The sequence below is a fragment of the Janthinobacterium aestuarii genome (assembly GCF_046113285.1).
Lineage (GTDB): Bacteria > Pseudomonadota > Gammaproteobacteria > Burkholderiales > Burkholderiaceae_D > Janthinobacterium.
Genome location: NZ_CP142524.1, coordinates 1,980,385 through 1,996,484, shown reverse-complemented (window position 1 = coordinate 1,996,484; position 16,100 = coordinate 1,980,385). Strand labels below are relative to the sequence as shown.

At 66.0% G+C, this 16,100-nt stretch carries 17 protein-coding genes; 6 read left to right on the top strand and 11 right to left on the bottom strand.

Annotated features, from left to right (window positions below; translation table 11 throughout):
* Window positions 1-275: 275 nt before the first annotated feature.
* The 5 genes from OX462_RS09015 to OX462_RS08995 form a co-directional block, all read right to left on the bottom strand.
* A complete protein-coding gene (locus OX462_RS09015; RefSeq protein WP_409028219.1) occupies window positions 276-809 on the bottom strand; it encodes a GNAT family N-acetyltransferase in 534 nt (177 codons plus the stop codon).
* 89 nt (window positions 810-898) lie between these two features.
* Window positions 899-2,773, bottom strand: a complete 1,875-nt coding sequence (sppA, locus tag OX462_RS09010) for a signal peptide peptidase SppA (RefSeq protein WP_070224056.1) — start codon at window positions 2,771-2,773, stop codon at window positions 899-901.
* Between the two features lie 75 nt (window positions 2,774-2,848).
* Window positions 2,849-4,327, bottom strand: a complete 1,479-nt coding sequence (locus OX462_RS09005; RefSeq protein WP_409028218.1) for a sodium:solute symporter — start codon at window positions 4,325-4,327, stop codon at window positions 2,849-2,851.
* 68 nt (window positions 4,328-4,395) lie between these two features.
* Window positions 4,396-5,613 carry a YeeE/YedE family protein gene (locus OX462_RS09000; protein WP_409028217.1) on the bottom strand — a complete coding sequence of 406 codons (1,218 nt, stop codon included), beginning with the start codon at window positions 5,611-5,613 and terminating at the stop codon, window positions 4,396-4,398.
* Window positions 5,614-5,698: 85 nt separating this feature from the next.
* Window positions 5,699-6,910, bottom strand: a complete 1,212-nt coding sequence (locus OX462_RS08995) for an MFS transporter (RefSeq protein WP_409028216.1) — start codon at window positions 6,908-6,910, stop codon at window positions 5,699-5,701.
* Window positions 6,911-7,054: 144 nt separating this feature from the next.
* Between OX462_RS08995 and OX462_RS08990 the strand changes: the two genes are divergently transcribed.
* Window positions 7,055-7,291, top strand: a complete 237-nt coding sequence (locus OX462_RS08990; protein WP_034749909.1) for a DUF3820 family protein — start codon at window positions 7,055-7,057, stop codon at window positions 7,289-7,291.
* An 8-nt stretch (window positions 7,292-7,299) separates the two neighbouring features.
* Here OX462_RS08990 and OX462_RS08985 read toward each other — a convergent pair whose 3' ends face one another.
* Entirely contained in the window at window positions 7,300-7,683 is a 384-nt protein-coding gene (locus OX462_RS08985) for a glutaredoxin (RefSeq protein ID WP_409028215.1), read from the bottom strand.
* A 123-nt stretch (window positions 7,684-7,806) separates the two neighbouring features.
* On the opposite strand from OX462_RS08985, the gene OX462_RS08980 reads away from it, so the two are divergent.
* Window positions 7,807-8,334, top strand: a complete 528-nt coding sequence (locus tag OX462_RS08980; RefSeq protein WP_409028214.1) for a hypothetical protein — start codon at window positions 7,807-7,809, stop codon at window positions 8,332-8,334.
* A gap of 13 nt (window positions 8,335-8,347) precedes the next feature.
* Here OX462_RS08980 and OX462_RS08975 read toward each other — a convergent pair whose 3' ends face one another.
* Together OX462_RS08975 and OX462_RS08970 are read right to left on the bottom strand one after the other, a co-directional pair.
* Window positions 8,348-9,169: an APH(3') family aminoglycoside O-phosphotransferase gene (locus OX462_RS08975; RefSeq protein ID WP_409028213.1), complete on the bottom strand. Its 822-nt coding sequence runs from the start codon at window positions 9,167-9,169 to the stop codon at window positions 8,348-8,350.
* A gap of 10 nt (window positions 9,170-9,179) precedes the next feature.
* Entirely contained in the window at window positions 9,180-9,668 is a 489-nt protein-coding gene (locus OX462_RS08970; RefSeq protein ID WP_070288813.1) for an Lrp/AsnC family transcriptional regulator, read from the bottom strand.
* A 77-nt stretch (window positions 9,669-9,745) separates the two neighbouring features.
* Here OX462_RS08970 and OX462_RS08965 point away from each other — a divergent pair, with 77 nt between their 5' ends.
* Complete coding sequence (locus tag OX462_RS08965) at window positions 9,746-10,642, top strand: EamA family transporter (protein ID WP_409028212.1); 897 nt, start codon at window positions 9,746-9,748, stop codon at window positions 10,640-10,642.
* On the opposite strand, the gene OX462_RS08960 is transcribed toward OX462_RS08965, so the two are convergent.
* The gene (locus tag OX462_RS08960) at window positions 10,620-11,921 is read right to left on the bottom strand and encodes an ATP-binding protein (RefSeq protein WP_409028211.1); all 1,302 of its coding nucleotides are present in this window, start codon (window positions 11,919-11,921) and stop codon (window positions 10,620-10,622) included. The genes OX462_RS08965 and OX462_RS08960 overlap by 23 nt on opposite strands.
* Window positions 11,918-12,595: a response regulator gene (locus OX462_RS08955; protein WP_070224073.1), complete on the bottom strand. Its 678-nt coding sequence runs from the start codon at window positions 12,593-12,595 to the stop codon at window positions 11,918-11,920. Before OX462_RS08955 ends, OX462_RS08960 begins: the two co-directional genes overlap by 4 nt.
* A gap of 203 nt (window positions 12,596-12,798) precedes the next feature.
* On the opposite strand from OX462_RS08955, the gene OX462_RS08950 reads away from it, so the two are divergent.
* From OX462_RS08950 to OX462_RS08940, 3 genes are read left to right on the top strand one after another with little or no spacing between them, the layout of a single operon-like run.
* Window positions 12,799-13,377: a porin family protein gene (locus tag OX462_RS08950; RefSeq protein ID WP_070224074.1), complete on the top strand. Its 579-nt coding sequence runs from the start codon at window positions 12,799-12,801 to the stop codon at window positions 13,375-13,377.
* Between the two features lie 8 nt (window positions 13,378-13,385).
* On the top strand, window positions 13,386-14,165 hold the full coding sequence (locus tag OX462_RS08945) for a MipA/OmpV family protein (protein WP_409028210.1): 780 nt from the start codon (window positions 13,386-13,388) through the stop codon (window positions 14,163-14,165).
* Between the two features lie 5 nt (window positions 14,166-14,170).
* The gene (locus tag OX462_RS08940; protein WP_409028209.1) at window positions 14,171-14,851 is read left to right on the top strand and encodes a hypothetical protein; all 681 of its coding nucleotides are present in this window, start codon (window positions 14,171-14,173) and stop codon (window positions 14,849-14,851) included.
* Between the two features lie 12 nt (window positions 14,852-14,863).
* Here the strand turns inward: OX462_RS08940 and OX462_RS08935 are convergent, their stop codons facing one another.
* The gene (locus OX462_RS08935; RefSeq protein ID WP_409028208.1) at window positions 14,864-16,087 is read right to left on the bottom strand and encodes an MFS transporter; all 1,224 of its coding nucleotides are present in this window, start codon (window positions 16,085-16,087) and stop codon (window positions 14,864-14,866) included.
* Window positions 16,088-16,100 lie beyond the last annotated feature (13 nt).

Here is a 16,100-nt window from a genome sequence, read left to right as displayed (position 1 = left end):
GACTCTAGCATAGTCATGTAACTGTTTCATTTCTACTTGAAACAATTACACACAGCCTGGCAGGCATGGGAGGACCAGGCGGGCCGGCAGGCGGGCCGACCCTGTGGGGTAACGGTGGAAAAATCAGGCTTGCGGGGCGTCATCGCCCGGCGTGCGCCAGACGCGGGCGACTCGCATGCAGATACAAACTCGCTACAAATCTCCCGCCAGCCGCCTTGACCCGGCGCCGCGCGGGGATCAAGTGGTCACAGACGGCGGCGATTCTTTACCTGAATTTACAAGGTCATGCCGAGGATGACATCCTGGTAGTCGGTGCGGCCCACGCGGAAGGTGCGCCGGCCCACCTGGGCAAAGCCGCAGCGCGCATAGAACGCCAGCGCGTCGTGGTTTTCCGCATACACGCCCAGCAGCACGCGCCCTGCCCCGCCGGCGCGCGCTTGGCTCAGCGCCGCCTGCATCAGGCGCTGGCCCACGCGCTGGCCCTGGAAGCGGTGCAGCAGGTAGATGCGCTTGATTTCCACGTCGTCCGGACGCGGGTCCGCCACCGGCAGGCTGGCAGGACTGAGCACCAGATAACCGACGGGTGCGCCGCCGGGCATGGCCTCGGCCAGCCATAAACGTATGGCCGGCAGCGCCAGCCAGTCGCGGTACAGCTGCGCGTCATGCTGGCGCTGGCAATGGGCGATGACGTCGGCGCCATCGAGGATGCCGGCGAACGCTTCCAGGAAGGTGGCCTGTCCCACCAGCGCCAGCGCCTGTTCATCGCCCTTGATGCAAGGGCGGATGGTGATACCCGTGGGTGCACTCATGTCGCTTGCCATAGTCTGCTCCTCAAGGAAAACAAGCCGGGCGAAGCCGGCTTGGGGATGTCATCTATATTGCCGTGTAAGGCCTGACCTTACTTGCCGCCCAAAGGCACCTCGCACAGGCAGTGCGTAAGCGCCATGAACGGTTTGCGCTCGCGCGTGATGCCCGACAGCCAGGAGAGGTCCTGCGCCATGCCCAGCGCCGCGTCGGCCGGCAAGCCCGTGCCGGCCAGGCCCAGTTTCACGTGTTCGCCCAGCCCCAGCGAGGCCATGGCCTTGGAACCGAACATGCCGATCAGGCGATCGACGTTCGACGTTTCCTGTTCCAGGTAGGTCACGCGGTAGTCGGCGCCCAGATTGGCGCGCTTGGCGGCCGAGGCCAGCGCATCGCCATAGCTGCCGATGCGGTCGACCAGGTTGCGCTCTTTCGCCTGCAAGCCCGTCCAGACGCGGCCCTGCGCCACTGCATCGATCTTTTCCGGCGTCGTCTTGCGCGCCTTGGCCGCCAGGTTCAGGAAGTCGCCATACACGTGGTTGATCGAACCCTGGATCACTTCGGCGAAGCGGGGATCGAGCGGACGCAAGGGGTTGCCCGCGTCGGCCAGCCAGGTGGTCGGCGAACCGGCCGTGTGGATGCCCAGCTTTTCCACCACCTTGTCGGCCGTCGGCAGAATCGCGAACACGCCGATGGAACCCGTGATGGTGGCCGCGTCGGCGATCACTTCGTCCGACGAGGTGCTGATCCAGTAGCCGCCCGAAGCGGCCACGTTGCCCATCGAGACGACCACCGGCTTGCCGGCGGCGCGCGTCAGTTCCAGTTCGCGGCGGATCAGTTCCGAGCCGAAGGCGCTGCCGCCCGGCGAATCGACGCGCAGCACGACGGCCTTGATCGACTTGTCTTCGCGCGCCTGGCGGATCAGGCGCGAGGTCGACAAGCCGCCGATGGCGCCCGGCGGCGCGATACCGTCGCCGATCTCGCCCGAGGCGATGACCACGCCGACGGCGTCGCCGATGTGCACGGGGCGCAGACGCGCCAGGTAGTCGGTGTAGTTCACCTGGCGGAAGTTCGTGCCTTCCGTGTTCTTGGCGCCGCGCGCCATCATGAACTGACGCAGCTCATCGCGCGTTTTCAGGCCGTCGACCAGTTTTCCATTGAGCGACAGCTTGGCAATGTCGCCACCGGCAGCCGTCATCAAGGCTGGCAGGTTGTCGATCGTTTGCATGATGGCGCCGGCCGGCAGCTTGCGCGCCTTTTCCACATCCGTCGTGTAGGTGGTCCACAGGCCGTTGTTCAGGTAACGGTCCGCTTCAGCCGCCGCTTCGGACGGGCCGTTGGCGATGAAAGGCTCGGCCGCGCTTTTATACGTACCGACCTTCAGCAGGTTGACCGTCACGCCCACCTTGTCGAGCGCGTCGCGGTAGTAATTGCGGTAGCGGCCAAAGCCTTCCAGCATGACGCCGCCCATCGGGTGCAGAAATACCTCGTCGGCCTTGGCCGCCACCAGGTACTGGCGCTGGTTGTAGCTCGAACCCCAGGCCGTCACTTTCTTGCCCGTGGCACGGAAACGCTCCACGCCGGCCGCCACTTCGCGCAGCGACGCCAGGCCGCCGCCCTGCAGTTCGTCGAGCAGGATCACCATGGAACCGATGTTCTTGTCCTTGCCGGCCGTGTCGAGCACGGCCAGCACGTCGCGCAGCTGCACGCTTTTCTTGACTTCGCCGCTGACATTGGCCAGCACGGCTTCGCGCACGCCGCCCGGGGTTTCCTCGACCAGCGGGCCTTGCAAGTCGAGTACCAGGGTGGTCTTGTCCGCCAGGGGCTTGGCGCCGCCGCCAAAGATGGCGATCAGGATGGCGATGACGATCAGCAGGAAAATCAGGTTGATGACCGCGCGGCGGGTGGCGTCCAGCGCGCGCCAGAATGCGCCAAAGCCGCGGCGTAGCGGCGGGAAGGGGTTGAGTGACATCGATGCTCCGTGAGGTTATGTACCTAAAGGAAATCAATATAGCTGAAAATGGCCGCGATCGCCTTGGGATTCGTCTTATTTTGACAAGTATTGCGGGTCCTGGCCGCCCTGCCCTGGCGGCGTGGAAATGAGGAACAGGCCAGCGAGTACCAGGGCGCCGTTCAGGATCAGCAGTTCCAGGCCGATGCGGTAATGCTCGAACAGCCGCGCCTGCTCCCCTTCGATCAGCGCGCACAGCAGCGGCCCGGCCACGGCCACCAGCGGCACCCAGCGGTCGCGTACGCCGCGCCGGCTCAGCAGGCCGAAGGCGAACAGACCCAGCAGCGGACCATAGGTATAGCTGGCCAGCTTCAGGATCACGCCTATCATGCTGGGGTCATCCAGCCATTTGAAGGCCATGATCAGGATCAGGAACAGGGCGGCGAACCCCAGGTGCACACGGCGGCGCCAGCGCATCTGCGCGGCCGCGCTCAAATCCTGCCTGCGCTGCACGCCCAAAATATCGATGCAAAAGGTGGACGTGAGCGCCGTCAATGCCCCATCCACGCTGGGAAACAGGGCGGAAATGAGGGCGATGAAGAAAATCAGCTGCACCACGGCGGGGAAGTGCCCCAGCACGACGGCGGGAAACAGTTTGTCGCCTGTCGCCGTCACGCCGGCCAGCGGCGCGTACAGGTGCAGCAAGCCGCCGAGGAAGAGGAACAGCAGTAGCACGCCGGTCAGCACCACGGTCAGGCTCAGCATGTTCTTTTGCGAATCGCGCAAGGTGCGCACGGAAATGTTCTTTTGCATCATTTCCTGGTCCATGCCCGTCATGGCAATCGTGATGAACATGCCGGCAAGAATATGCTTCCACACATAGGCGGGGCTGTCCGGGTCGACGTTGAAGATGCGCGTGAGGCCTTGCGCGCGCATGCGCTCGAGGCTGTCGATGAGGGACAGGTCCATCGCGCGCAGCAAAAACACGCTGCAGATGACGAGGCCGGCCAGCATGCACGCCGTTTGCAGGGTATCGGTCCAGACGATGGTCTTCACGCCGCCCTCGTACGTGTACAGCAGGATCAGCAGCAGCACGATGCACGACGTCAGCCAGAACGGCACGCCCAGGCTGTCGAGTATCGTTGCCTGCAGGATATTGACCACCAGATACAGCCGCGCCGTGGCGCCCAGCAGGCGCGAGACGATGAAAAACGCCGCCCCGCTCTGGTAGGAGCGCCGGCCCAGGCGCACTTCCAGGTAGCGGTAAATGGAAGTGAGCTGCAGCCGGTAGTACAGCGGCAGCAAGATGAAGGTGATGGCCAGGTAGCCGAGCACATAGCCGATCATCAGCTGGATGTAGCCGAAACCGTTGCTGCCCACGGCGCCGGGCACGCTGATGAAGGTCACGCCCGTAAGCGTGGTGCCGACCATGCCGAAGGCCACCAGCATCCAGTTGCTGTCCTTGTTGCCGATGAAAAAACTGTCGTTGGTGGCGTGGCGCGAGGTGCGCCATGCCACGCCCAGCAGGATCAGGAAATACGCGAGGACGACGGCAAACAGGATGAGGGGGGACATGGGCGATACGCTGGCGGCAAGGTGAACAGGGGCAGAAATATACAGCAAAGCCCCTGTTGACGCCGGCCTCAGCAGCCGCTAGGTTTGACTTTCTCCACTTCCAGGCCGAACCACGGACGCAAACGCGTGCCGATGACGTTGCCCAGGAAAGCGCAGACCAGCCACAGCCAGCCGTGCAGGCTGCCCGAGACGATTCCGCTGAAATACGCGCCGATATTGCAGCCGTAGGCCAGACGCGCGCCGTAGCCGAGCAGCAAGCCGCCGGCGACGGCGGCGATGATCGAACGGCGCGGAATGCGCCACACGGGCGCGTAGCGGCCAGCCAGGGCCGCCGCCAGCATGGCGCCCAGCACGATGCCGATATCCATCACGGAAGTCTTGTCCTGCGTCAATGGCGCGGCCAGCGCGGCCGCGTTGGCCTTGGTCGACCAGTAGGCCCAGCTGGCAGTATCGATGCCGATCGCGGATGCCGCTTTCGCGCCCCACAGGGCGAACGCGGACGTCACGCCCCACGGCCGGCCCGACAGCGCCAGGGTGATGAAATTGAGTACGACGAGCGCGATGGCGCCCGCCACCAGCGGCCAGGGACCGTGCAGCCACGGCGACGCCTGCGACGGGCGCAGCGGTGTCGCGACGAGCTTGCCATGGCGGCGCTTTTCCACCAGCACCGTGATGCCGGCGATCAGCGCGAAGACGAGCCAGTTCAGCGCCAGCGCGGGTACCAGGCCCAGGGTCGTGACGAGGGAAATGGGTTTCAATTGCGGCAGCGCCGTCCAGAACGGCATGTGCGCCGTGCCGATCACGGAGCCGACGATGAAGGCGGCCAGGGTGATGAGCATGCGCGTGCTGCCCCCGCCGACTGTATATAAGGTGCCGGAGGCGCAGCCGCCGCCCAGCTGCATGCCGATGCCGAAGATGAAGGCGCCGAAGATCACCGACGTGCCGGCGGGAGACACCAGGCCCGCCACGGGCGTGCCGAACAGGGTGCCGGCCGACAGCGCGGGAAAGAACAGCGCCACGCCCACGGCCAGCATCAGCATTTGCGCGCGCAAGCCGTCGCCGCGGCCGTCGGCAATGAAGACGCGCCAGGCCGATGTAAAACCGAAGGCCGCGTGATACAGGGTGATGCCGAGCAAGGCGCCCACCACGTACAGCGCGGACTGGGTGGCGCCCACCGTCAGCGCCAGGTACCAGGCGCCTAGCACGATGAGCAACAGGGCGACGCCCAGCGGTTTCGGGTTGATGGCGGCGCGCAGGCGCAGCGGTGACATTGCGGTATCGGACATGGGGAATATGGGCGAGAGAAAGGGAAACACCATTGTAAACCCTGCTCTCGCCCGTGCCAGCAACTTGCTTGCAGATCAAGCAGGCTTAATGCCCCACCGCATGCATCGATTTCTCGCCGCCGCTGCGCACGGGGATGGGATTCAAACGGTCCATCCGGCCGCTCAGGGCCGTCAAGCCGAAGGCGCCCAGCACGACCAGCGCGCCGATCCAGCCCGTGTGCACGAGGCCCAGGTGTTCCACGATCAGGCCGCCGCCCCAGGCGCCGCCGGCGATGCCAAGATTAAAGGCGGCGATATTCAGGCCGGAAGCCACGTCGACGGCGCGGGGCGTGAAGTGTTCCGCTTGCTGCACGACGTACACTTGCAAACCGGCCACGTTACCGAAGGCCACGGCACCCCACAGCAGCACGGTGATGACGACGAGCACGGGATGCGGCGCCGTGAAGGTCAGCAGCAGCAAGACGGCGGACAGCAGCAAGAAGATCAGTTTCAGGGCGCGCACTGGACCCTTGCTGTCGGCCAGCTTGCCGCCCCAGATATTGCCGAACGCCACGGACACGCCATACACGAGCATCACCGCACCCACGGCGCCGGCGCTGAAACCCGACACTTGCTGCAGGATCGGCGCCAGATAGGTAAAGGCGATGAAGGAACCGCCATAGCCGACGGCCGTCATGGCGTACACCAGCAGCAGCCGGGGCTGGCCCAGCACCTGCACTTGCTGCAGCAGCGAGGCGGGCTTGCTGTGCTTGATGGTCGACGGCACGTACAACAGGCTGCCGATGAACGCCACCAGACCCAGGGCCGAGACGGCGAGGAAGGTTTCGCGCCAGCCGAAATGCTGGCCGATGAAGGTGCCCAGCGGCACGCCCGTCACCAGGGCCACGGTCAAGCCCGTAAACATGATGGCAATCGCGCTGGCCGCCTTGTCCTTCGGCACCAATGACGTGGCGATGGTCGAGCCGATGGAAAAGAACACGCCATGCGCCAGCCCCGTCAGGATGCGGGCGACGACGAGGGTTTCATAGCCCGGTGATTTCCAGGCGAGCAAATTGCCCAGGGTGAACAAGACCATCAGCGACAGCAGCAGGGTTTTGCGCGGTATCTTGCCCGTCAGGGCAGTCAGCACGGGTGCGCCGATGGCGACGCCCAACGCGTACAGGCTGACCAGCAGGCCGGCCGAGGGCAGATTGACGCCCAGGTCAGCGGCGATGGTGGGCAACAGTCCCACGATGACAAACTCGGTGGTTCCGATGGCAAAGGCGCTGAGGGTCAGCGCGAGCAAGGCAATGGGCATGGCAAACTCCGATCAATGATGTTGGCATGCAGTATCGGGGGTTTCTTTGTTCCGAAAAATACCTGATCAGGCAGAAGATAATTGCGCTCAACTCAACAATGCAATGGTCTGCTACACTGGCCGCATCAACACGGGGTCACCACCATGAATTCAGAAAAACTGGCGCTGCTGGTCACGCGCGAAATGCCATACGGGAAATATCAGGGACGCTTGCTGGCCGATTTGCCGGGACACTACCTGGGCTGGTTCGCGCGCGAGGGCTTTCCCTCGGGCGAACTGGGCAGTTTAATCGCGTTGATGTACGAACTCGACCACAACGATTTACGCAGCTTGCTCGACCCCTTGCGCACGCGCAAGTCGCCGTGGCGGCCGGGCGAGTAAGGAACAGGTCAGAACTGGCGCAGCTTCTTCGCCAGCATGGCGCTGAACTCGCCATTTTCCACGAGCTTTTGCAGCTCGCTGGCGCCGCCGATGAGCACGCCATTGACGAAAATCATGGGAAACGTGGGCCAGCCCGTCCACATTTTCAAGGCATTGCGGCGGTGCCACTGGTTCAGATAGCTGCCGTATTGCAGGTACTGGTAGGGCGTGCCCAGCACGTCGAGGATCTTGCGCGCCTTGCGCGGAAACGGATTGAGCGCCATGCCGACCACCACCACCTGATGCGCGGCGATGGCAGCCTGCACCTCGCGCACGATGTCCTGGTGCTTGCTGCCGATCAAGGGCCGGGCGGCGGAATGGATCTGGGCTTCGTCGAGGATGGCACGGGTCATGAAAGTCCTGGGGTCAGTGGCACGTGGCGTGCCGATCACGCATTGTGCCACGCACACGGACTGGCGTGGGCTACACTGCGCTTCTTCTCCCCTACACGTCAATATATGCAAGCAATCCCTCCCATGGCTGAGTGGCGCCGCACCCGCCGCCTGATCGGCTCGCTTTTTCTCGCCGCCTGCGCCTCCAGCGCCCTGGCCGCTGCCGATCCCGGGCTTGAAAGCGGTCTGATCCAGGCGCTGCACCTGAAAAAGGGCACGACGGACAGGGTGGGCACCTCCGGCAAGGCCATCGCCGCCTACATGCGCGAAGGCTACGTCGGCAAGCACCCGGACCAGCGCTTCGACTACACCGATTATTACCTGCTGCAAAAGCCGGCCAGCTTCATGGGGCATGCACTGGTGCTGATCGAGGAAGAATACATCACGCAATACATCGGCTGCTGCGTCAGCCCGGGGGCGGGCGTGACGCTCAAGGTGCAGGGCAGCACGCGGAAGCTGCAGGAGTTCGCCATCGCCCAGCGCTGCACCTTGACCGACCCCGTCGACATCCGGCATGCACTGAGCGAGGTTGCCATCAAGACCAGGATGCCCAAGGGCCATTATGCGTCCTTGAGCTGCCGCGAACGCGATGCCGAGCGCGAAGAGCCTTGATGGCTGGCAGCCTTCAAAACAGTTCGTCGAGCAGCAAATGGAATGCCAGCTTGCCTTGATCGATATCAAGGAGCCCATATTGCTCAACAAACCTTTGCTGTAGCGCGGGATCCAACTGACCGAGAGCACGCCAGGCGATGGCCAGGTCCTGATAACGGTCGGCAATGCCCGCCCGTCCCACGTCGAGGCAGCCGAAGACCTGTTCTTCGTGCAGGAGGATATTTTCCAGCGAGAAGTCGCCATGCGTGACGACGAGGTCGGGCGTGAGCGGCTTGCAATCCTGCAGCGCCGCCCACACCTGTTCCGCCGTCCAGCCTTGGCGCCCGGCATCGAAATCGTCGGCGTCGACGAGGCCCGCATCGATGCGCTGGCGCGCCTGGACCAGCCGCGCGGCAGGGCCGGCGTCGAACGGGCAGGCATCGACGGGCAGCGCGTGCAGGCGGCGCAGGAAGGCTGCCAGCGCGTCGGCCACGGCGAGGCCAATCTCGGGATCGGCTTCCAGTAATTCGTGCGCCGTCTTGCCCGGCAGCGCCGCCGTCAGCAGCCATGCCTGCTGCGGGTCTGCCGCCTGGGCGAACTGGAGCACGACCGGCACGGGCAGGTATGGCGCCAGCCAGCGCAGCCGCGCCAGTTCATCGGCGAGCTCGGCGGCGGCAACACCCTTGCCATGCTTCAAAAACAGGTCCGGCGCGCCGTCCCTGCCCTGCAGCCTATAGACGGCAGCGTCCGATTCGCCGATGCTGTCGCGCGTCCATCGATAGCCGGCCACGGCGGCGCGCAGGCTGGCGGGCATGGCTGCCGTCACGGCCGCTTGCTTCTTGTTGGAGATCGTCATCCGTCCGATCCTATGCCAGCGGCACGTGCAAGCCCATCTTGAGGCAGGTCAGCGCCACCGAGGTACGGTAGCGCCGGATATTGTCGTCGCCGCCGAACAGGCGTTCCGTCAGTGCCTCGTATTCGGCCATGCTGCTGGCGGTAATGATCAGCAGGTAATCGGCCTCGCCCGTGATGCCGTAGCACTGCTGGATGGCAGGCTCGGCCATGATGCGCGCGCGCATGCCGGCCGTGCGCTGCGGGTGCTCGTCGTGCAAATGCACTTCCACCGTCAAGATCAAGGGACGGCCCAGGCGGCTCGCGTCGAGCACGGCCACTTCATGACGGATCACCCCGCTCTCGCGCAGGCGGCGGATGCGCCGCTGCACGGCCGGCGCCGACAAATGCACGGCCTGGGCGATTTCACGCTGCGAAGTCGTGTTATCGCGCTGCAGGATGTCGAGTATCGCCAGGTCGAAGGCATCGAGGTCGGGCGAAGGCGTGAGCGAAAGTTGCGTCATGAAGGTCAAAATGCAGTGCAAATATCGGAGCAGACACAATAAACTTTCACCATTCCGATATCAAGCCTTTTATCACCATGCCATTACGCCGCTATTCCTCGTTCATTCCCCTGCTCGCCATCCTCGGTTCCGTCACCGCGCTGGGGCTGGGCACCTCATGGGCCAAGCACAGCCTGTTCCCGCTGGTCGGTGCGCAAGGCACGACGGCCGTGCGTGTGGGCTTTTCCGCGCTGCTGCTGTTGCTGTTCTGGCGCCCGTGGCGCTGGCAGCTGAGCCGCGCCGACCTGCGCACGGTGGCCCTGTACGGCGCGGCGCTGGGCTTGACCAACCTGTGCTTCTACATGGCCTTGCGCACGATCCCGTTCGGCATCGCCGTGGCCATCGAGTTTTCCGGCCCGCTGGCCGTGGCGCTGCTGGCCTCGCGCCGCGCGCTCGACTTCGTCTGGGTGGCCCTGGCCGTGGCGGGACTGGCGCTGCTGCTGCCGCTGGGCCACGACATCAGCAATCTCGATCCCACGGGCGTGCTGTTCGCCCTGGGCGCGGCCGTCTGCTGGGCCTCGTACATCGTCTTCGGCAAGCGCGCCAGCCATCTGCATGCGGGCCATTCCGTCTCGCTGGGCCTGGCCATGGCCGCGCTGGTGGTCGTGCCCGTGGGCGTGGCGCATAGCGGCGCCGCCCTGCTCTCGCCCGCCGTGCTGGGCATCGGCCTGGGCGTGGCCCTCATTTCCAGCGCCATCCCGATTTCGCTGGAAATGGTGGCCCTGAAGCGGCTGACGCCGCAAGCGTTCGGCATCATGAGCAGCATGGAACCGGCCGTGGCCGCCATGCTGGCCTACATCCTGCTCGACGAGCGGCTCGGTGCCGGGCAGTGGCTGGCGATTGCCATGATCATGGCCGCGTCGATGGGCAGCTCGTACATGGCGCAGCGGCAGAGACGCGGCGCGGCAGCGCTCAGGCCCGAATACAAATCGTGAAGCGCGCGCCGCCCAGCGGCGAATCGTCGACGGCGATGGCGCCGCCGTGCAGCGCGACAGCCCTGGCGGCGATGGCCAGCCCCAGGCCGTGGCCTGCGGCCGCATGGTCCTGCTCGCGCTCCAGGCGGTAGAACGGGGCGAACACCCGTTCGCGCTGGTCAGCGGGAATGCCGGGACCATCGTCCTCGATAACGATGCGCAGCGCCTCGCCATCGCGGAAGGCCGACAGCGCCACGCGCGCCACGGCATATTTGGCCGCATTGCCCAGCAGGTTGCCGACGGCGCGCGCCAGCAGGCGGGGGTCGCCGCGCAGCTCGCCCAGGTCGGTGGCGATGCCGGCGTCCACCTGGCGCGGCAAGGCCGCCGCCAGGCAGGCGTGCAGCAGGGGCGCCAGCGCGAAGGACTGGCGCGGCAGCGCCTGCGCATGATCGAGCTGCATCAGGCCCAACAGCTCATTGACGAGGGTTTTCAGTTCATCGACATCGGCGCCCATGGCGTCGACGCGCCGCTGCAGGTCGGGCTGGCCGTCCGCATGCCGCGCGGCCAGCAGTTCCAGGCCGAATTCCAGCCGCGCGATCGGCGTGCGCAGCTCGTGCGAGACCGACAGCAGCAAATGCTTGCGCGCCTCCAGCAGCGAACCGATGCGCCCGGCCATGTCGTTGATGCGGCCCGCCAGCGGCGCGATGCTCGATGCGGGGCTGACCCGCGCCCGCGCGGCCAGGTCGCCCCGTCCGAAATCGTCGGCCATGCGCGACAGCGCCGCCAGGCTGCGGCCGTGCGCGCGCGTCCACCAGCCCAGCGGCAGCAGCAGGAATAGCGCGATGACGGCAAAGCGGATCGCTTCCATGCGCAGCGCCTGGCCCACGTCGATGGGCAGCTTCTGCGCGTGGAGCACGTCGTCATCGCTGCCGGCATAGCGCGCGCCCGTGACATCGACGCGCCGGTAAAAGCCCTTGCCGCCCACGTCCATCACGACAGCGCCTTGCAGCAGCGGCGCGCGCCGGGCGGCCGGCAGCGCCGCCAATACTGTGGCCAGCGGCTGCAGTTCCAGCGTGACGTCCGACACTTCGCGCACCTTGTTCAGGCGCGGCAGCCATTCGTCGGCGGGCGCCTGGTCGATGTACTGCTCCAGCAGGAAGATCTGGCCGGCCGCCTGGTCGCGCGCGATGTGCTCGAGCGGATCGCCGAACAGGCGGCTGAAGGTGAAGTAAATGACGCCGCTGCCCAGCGCGATAGCCAGCAGCACCAGCAGCGCGAAACGCCAGAACAGGCGGCTCATTCCCAGGCCGAGGGCGTGAGCAGGTAGCCTTCGCCCCACACCGTCTTGATGCGCTCGGCGGCGGTGTCGTCGAACTTGCGGCGCAGGCGCGAGATGCAGTTGTCGATGCTGCGGTCGAGGCCATCGAATTCGATGCCGCGCATCTTGACGAGGATGTCGTTGCGCGACATGACCTTGCCCGCGGCATCGGCCAGGATGGCGAACAGCTTGAATTCGGCGCTGTTCATGGCGATTTCCTGACCGCGCCAGTGCACGGCGCGGTTCTCGCGCGACACGCGCAGCTGGCCGATGACGATATCGCTGCCGGCCGCCGCGCTGCCGCGCCGCTGCAGCGCGCGCAAACGGGCCAGCAGCACGCGCGGCTGGATCGGCTTGTTCACGTAGTCGTCGGCGCCCTGCTCCAGGCCCGAGACTTCGTCAAAGGTGTCTTCGCGCGCCGTCAGTATCAGGATGGGCACGGCGCTGAGCTGGCGCAGCTGGCGGCACACCACCAGGCCGTCGACGCCGGGCAGGGTCAGGTCGAGTATTACCAGCTCGGGCTGGGTATCGCGAAAACGCGCCAGGGCCTGGTCGCCGCGCGTGACCACATCGACCGCATAGTCGTATTGCTCCAGGTATTCCTTGACCAGCGCGGCCAGCCGCGCATCGTCCTCCACCAGCATGACACCTTGCATCGCTCCTCCGCGCCGCCATTTTTGTGGCGTATTGTAGTGGAGCGCGGCGCGCCTGTGGCAAATTCGACAATCCGGTACACATTGCTACACTTTCTATACAAATGCGGCCTACAAATTGAGGACAATTCGAAGACAAACACGGGCGGATTCCGGGACGCTGTTTGCCTAACATTCATGGCTCTTACCTCAACCGGAATCAGAACATGAAAAAATTTGCATGCAGCACCCTGCTCGCCGTCGCCGCCACCTCGCTCGTCCACGCCGAAGGCCTGTACGTGGGCGCCAACATCAGCCCAGCCAGCGACGGCAAGATCCAGTATGCGGCTGGCGGCGCGACAAGCCAGCGCGACGCCAGCGGCAAGGCGCTGCCATTCGGCGTCTTCGCCGGCTATGAACTGACGCCGGCCTGGGCGCTGGAGGGCGGCTACCGCGCCAGCGGCGGCGCGACCAGCTTCGACCTCGACCCCGGCTACCGGCTCAGGGTGCGCGCCAGCGCCGCCTACCTGGCGGCGCGCGGCACCTGGCGTCTGGACGAGGACTGGTCGCTGTTCGCCAAGGCGGGCATGGCGCGCAGCCGCGTCAAATTCTCCATCGACGGCAGGAATGCGCCGCCCGGTGAATCGGCCGGCAAGACGGGCCTGTACGCGAGCGTGGGAGCGGCTTACCAGATCAACAAGGACGTGGCGCTGCAGCTCGAATGGGAGCACGCCCCGACAGTCAGATACGAAGGACTCGACAGCACGATGAACCGCATCGCGCTCGGTGTCCGTTTCGGTTTTTAAAGGATGGCATGCACAAGTTCGCTCCCCGTTTTTCTTCCCGTTTTCCCCCACGGCTGTTGCTGCCGGCGCTGCTGCTGGCCGGCGGCGCCGGCGCGCAGATGATGCCCGACGGGAGCCGGGACATGTACGTGGGCGCGGCCGTCACGGGCAGCTCCGCGACGGACGATGGCGCGCCGCGCGCCGCCGTCCTGCGGCCGCTGCTGCAGGTCCAGTGGAGCAATGGCGTGTTCGTCTCGGCCAGCGGCGTGGCGGGCATGCACCTGTCGGCTACGCCGGGCATTGAATACGGCCCGCTGCTGGCCGCCAGCAACGCGCGCGATCCGGAAGATGGCTGGCGCCTGCGCGGCACGCGGCGCATCAAGGGCTCGCCCGACGTGGGCGGCTTTTATGGCTATTACCTAGGCGACGCGGCGCGCATCACGTCGAACCTGGTGTACGACACGAGCGCGCACGGCTGGCGCGCGCAGCTCGCCGTGCAAAAGACCCTGCCCTCGCTGGCGGCCCATCATACGGTGACCCTGTCGGCCGGCGTGTCGCTGGCCAGCGGCGCCGTGATGGAGGAGCGCTACGCCGTCAGCGTTGCTGCCGGCGGCGCGCGCGACTACCGCCCGGCCGGCGGCGTCACCGCCATCGAGGCAGGCGTCAACTGGAACTGGGCGCTGAGCAGCAAGTGGCTGCTCAACAGCGCCGTCACGGGCACGCGGCTGGGCAGCGGGCCGACCGGCAGTCCCGTGATCGAACGGCGCAACGTCATCAGCTGGTCCACCGGCCTCGGTTACCGGTTTTAAGCGGCATGCGCAAATCCCTGCTTCTCGGCCTGGCATTGCTGCCCGCTTTCGCCGGCGCACAGGAAGGCAGCGACTGGACCGCGTATCGCGACGCCTACCGCCACATGATCTGGTTCGAGAAATACGGCAAGCCCAAGCAATTGCTGCAGCAGCATCTGCGCTTGCGTCCGCGCGACGCCAGCGTGTCCACGGATGGCTTGCGCCTGACCTTGCACGGCAAGGACGCGCAGCTGGCGCTGCCGCTCGATGCTTTGGGGCGCGCCGTTTTCCCGTTTTCCAAGGCTGCCTATGACGACAACGCGGAGCTGACCTGGAACCGCAAGCCGGGGCAGATCTCGTCAAGCGCCTGGGTCTCCATCGTCACGCGGCCCGATGGCGTGTATGCGGCGGCCGACCTGCGCGCCGCCTGCGAACAATTCCTCGCCTATACGCGCTACGCCGGCAGCGCTGGCGGCAAGCGCTGCGCCGGCGTGCAGTTTGCGTATGCGAGGACGGATGCGGCGCAAGTGCGCTATCAGGGCGGCGATGGCGCGGCGTTCCCGCTGGCGGCGCAGGACGGCCCCGCCTTTCCTGGCGACGCCGCCAGCGGCTTTCGCGTCTACGCCTTCCGTTTCCATGCGCATCCGGACGGGGGCCAGGTACTCACCGGCGGCACGCCGCTGGCGATCGCCGCCCTGCTGGAATAAGGCGGACCGCGCTCAGTGCGCGGCCGCCCCCGCCACGTGGGCGGCCAGGTTCCTGCGCGCCAGCCAGGCGAGCGGCAGCAGGGCCAGCAGCGCTGCGGCCACTCCGGCCCATGGCGACGACGCCATCAGCTGGCGCGACACCATCAGCGCACCGAGCATGGAACCGAAGGAAATGCCGAGGTTGAACGCGGAAATGTTCAGGCCGGAAGCGAAATCGACGGCCTGCGGCGTGTAGCGCTCGGCCGTCGCCAGCATGCCGGCCTGCAAGGCGGGCGACAGGCCGAAGGCGAACACGCCCCAGACGAACAGCATCACCGTCATCAGCCACTGGGACGTGATGGCCAGCGCCACGCCCACTTGCGTCACGGCCAGCAACAGCAGCATCAATCGCAGCGCTTTTTGCCAGCCCAGGTGGCTCGTCAGGTAGCCGCCCGCCAGGTTGCCGGCAAAGGTGGCGACGCCGAACACGATCAGCAGGGCGCTGGCCATGGTGGCGGAAAAGCCCGTCACATCCGTCAGGATGGGCGTAATGAACGTGAACGCGGCAAAGCTGCTGCCGAAGCCGAAGGTGGTCACCGCCATCATCGTCAGGATGGGGCCGCTGCCGAGCGCCGCCAGCTGCGTCATGGCCTTGCCGCCCTTGCCCTGCTGCAAACCGGCCGGCAGCCAGCGCGCCATGGCGGCCAAACCCAGCGCAGCCAGGACCACCACGGCAAAGAACGGCAGGCGCCAGCCCATCAGATTACCGAGGAAGCTGCCGAACGGCACGCCGATCACCATGGCCAGCGTCAGGCCGGCAAACATCACGGAAATCGCCCTGCCCGCCTGCGCCTTGTTCACCAGGCTGGCGGCCACGGTGGCGCCGATGGCAAAGAAGGTGCCGTGCGCCACGGCCGTGATGACCCGTCCCGCCAGCAGCAATTCAAACGTGTGGGAAAAGGCGGCCAGCAGGTTACCGGCCAGGAACACGCTCATCAGCCCCAGCAAGGCCGCCTTGCGCGGCAGGCGCGACATCAATAACACGAGCAGCGGCGTGCCGATGGCCAGCGCCAGCGCGTACAGGCTCACCAGCGAGCCGGCCGATTCGATGGAAATGTGCAAATCCTTCGCAATGGCGGGCAAGATGCCGACGACGATGAATTCGGTGACGCCGATGGCAAAGGCGCCGACGGCCAGCGCCAGCACGCCGGGCGGCATCGTGCTGGCTGAAGGGGAAACAGGGTGTGCGGTGGTCATGATGGCTCCAACA

What these genes read in the sequence shown, in the direction of transcription:
- OX462_RS09015 (WP_409028219.1), bottom strand. Translation starts at nt 809, where the DNA reads ATGAGTGCACCCACGGGTATCACCATCCGCCCTTGCATCAAGGGCGAT.
- sppA (WP_070224056.1), bottom strand. Translation starts at nt 2,773, where the DNA reads ATGTCACTCAACCCCTTCCCGCCGCTACGCCGCGGCTTTGGCGCATTC.
- OX462_RS09005 (WP_409028218.1), bottom strand. Translation starts at nt 4,327, where the DNA reads ATGTCCCCCCTCATCCTGTTTGCCGTCGTCCTCGCGTATTTCCTGATC.
- OX462_RS09000 (WP_409028217.1), bottom strand. Translation starts at nt 5,613, where the DNA reads ATGTCCGATACCGCAATGTCACCGCTGCGCCTGCGCGCCGCCATCAAC.
- OX462_RS08995 (WP_409028216.1), bottom strand. Translation starts at nt 6,910, where the DNA reads ATGCCCATTGCCTTGCTCGCGCTGACCCTCAGCGCCTTTGCCATCGGA.
- OX462_RS08990 (WP_034749909.1), top strand. Translation starts at nt 7,055, where the DNA reads ATGAATTCAGAAAAACTGGCGCTGCTGGTCACGCGCGAAATGCCATAC.
- OX462_RS08985 (WP_409028215.1), bottom strand. Translation starts at nt 7,683, where the DNA reads ATGACCCGTGCCATCCTCGACGAAGCCCAGATCCATTCCGCCGCCCGG.
- OX462_RS08980 (WP_409028214.1), top strand. Translation starts at nt 7,807, where the DNA reads ATGGCTGAGTGGCGCCGCACCCGCCGCCTGATCGGCTCGCTTTTTCTC.
- OX462_RS08975 (WP_409028213.1), bottom strand. Translation starts at nt 9,169, where the DNA reads ATGACGATCTCCAACAAGAAGCAAGCGGCCGTGACGGCAGCCATGCCC.
- OX462_RS08970 (WP_070288813.1), bottom strand. Translation starts at nt 9,668, where the DNA reads ATGACGCAACTTTCGCTCACGCCTTCGCCCGACCTCGATGCCTTCGAC.
- OX462_RS08965 (WP_409028212.1), top strand. Translation starts at nt 9,746, where the DNA reads ATGCCATTACGCCGCTATTCCTCGTTCATTCCCCTGCTCGCCATCCTC.
- OX462_RS08960 (WP_409028211.1), bottom strand. Translation starts at nt 11,921, where the DNA reads ATGAGCCGCCTGTTCTGGCGTTTCGCGCTGCTGGTGCTGCTGGCTATC.
- OX462_RS08955 (WP_070224073.1), bottom strand. Translation starts at nt 12,595, where the DNA reads ATGCAAGGTGTCATGCTGGTGGAGGACGATGCGCGGCTGGCCGCGCTG.
- OX462_RS08950 (WP_070224074.1), top strand. Translation starts at nt 12,799, where the DNA reads ATGAAAAAATTTGCATGCAGCACCCTGCTCGCCGTCGCCGCCACCTCG.
- OX462_RS08945 (WP_409028210.1), top strand. Translation starts at nt 13,386, where the DNA reads ATGCACAAGTTCGCTCCCCGTTTTTCTTCCCGTTTTCCCCCACGGCTG.
- OX462_RS08940 (WP_409028209.1), top strand. Translation starts at nt 14,171, where the DNA reads ATGCGCAAATCCCTGCTTCTCGGCCTGGCATTGCTGCCCGCTTTCGCC.
- OX462_RS08935 (WP_409028208.1), bottom strand. Translation starts at nt 16,087, where the DNA reads ATGACCACCGCACACCCTGTTTCCCCTTCAGCCAGCACGATGCCGCCC.